This is a genomic window from Streptomyces sp. NRRL B-24572 (genome assembly GCF_002156145.1).
GTDB lineage: Bacteria > Actinomycetota > Actinomycetes > Streptomycetales > Streptomycetaceae > Streptomyces > Streptomyces vietnamensis.
Genome location: NZ_MWIG01000716.1, coordinates 1 through 1,272 on the forward strand (window position 1 = coordinate 1; position 1,272 = coordinate 1,272).

2 protein-coding genes are annotated in these 1,272 nt (G+C 67.3%); one reads left to right on the forward strand and one right to left on the reverse strand.

Going from position 1 to position 1,272, the window contains the following annotated elements; genetic code table 11:
* The coding region (locus tag CCN56_RS34295) for a beta-galactosidase (protein ID WP_179200082.1) at nucleotides 1-220 on the reverse strand (220 nt) is incomplete at its 3' end.
* A 209-nt stretch (nucleotides 221-429) separates the two neighbouring features.
* On the opposite strand from CCN56_RS34295, the gene CCN56_RS34300 reads away from it, so the two are divergent.
* The coding region (locus CCN56_RS34300) for an ABC transporter substrate-binding protein (protein WP_143664711.1) at nucleotides 430-1,272 on the forward strand (843 nt) is incomplete at its 3' end.

The window sequence follows — 1,272 nt, forward strand, 5'->3', positions numbered from 1 at the left end:
CGTGCAGCAGGTCGAGGATCCGGTCGAGCCAGCCGAAGTCGTACCGGCCGGGCTCGGGTTCGAGGAGGGCCCAGGAGAAGATCCCGACGCTCACCATGGTGACGCCGGCCTCGCGCATCAGCCGGACGTCCTCCTGCCAGACGCTTTCCGGCCACTGCTCGGGGTTGTAGTCCCCGCCGAACGCGAGCCGGTGCAGGCCCTTGGGAGTGGTCTGCGGCATGAGTCTCTCCTGAAACCTCGGAAGGTGGAAGCTTTGGATCGCTGGGAACGTGCACACAGTCGATCTCGATGTGACAACGCAACATAACCGCACACGAACAACCATTGACAAGTGTCCAGAACGTTTCTCTACTGTGAACGCTCACAGATGCATGACCGGCCGTCCCGCTCCAGGGAGAGGCCCCTTTTTCGGTCAGGGAGAAGTACCCCATGCCTCACATCTCGCGCCGCGGACTCGTCGCCGCCACCGCCGTCCTGCTCGGCGCCACCGCACTCACCGCCTGCGGTTCCCCCGACTCCGGCGACAAGGCGGGCGCCGAGTCCGGCCCCGTCTCGCTCACCTACTGGGCCTGGGCGCCCGGCATGGACAAGGTCGCGGCCCTCTGGAACGCCGAGCACCCCGACATCAAGGTCACCGTGCAGAAGCAGGCCTCCGGAGACGACCTCGTCACCAAGATCATCACCGCGACCAAGGCGCACAAGGGCCCCGACCTGGTCCAGGCCGAGTACCAGGCCCTCCCGACCCTCGTCAGCAACGGCTCCCTGGCCGACATGGCCACCGAGGTCCCGCAGAACGTCAAGGACGCCTTCGCCCCCGGCATATGGCAGCAGACCACCTTCGGCGGCGACGCCGTCTACGCCCTGCCGCAGGACTCCGGGCCGCTGATGTTCTTCTACCGCGAGGACCTCTTCAAGCAGTACGGCCTCACCGTCCCCACCACCTGGGACGAGTTCGCCGCCACCGCCCGCACCCTGAAGAAGAAGGCCCCGGACAAGGCCCTGACCACCTTCTCCGCCAACGACGCCGGCCTCTTCGCCGGCCTCTCCCAGCAGGCCGGCGCCAAGTGGTGGACCTTCGAGGGCGAGAAGTGGAAGGTCGGCATCGACGACGCCGGCACCAAGAAGGTCACCGACTTCTGGGGCGGCCTGGTCGCCGAGGGGGCCATCGACAACCAGCCGATGTACACCCCCGCCTGGAACAAGGCCATGAACACCGGCGAACAGCTCGCCTGGGTCAGTGCCGTCTGGGCCCCCGGCACCCTCACCACCGCC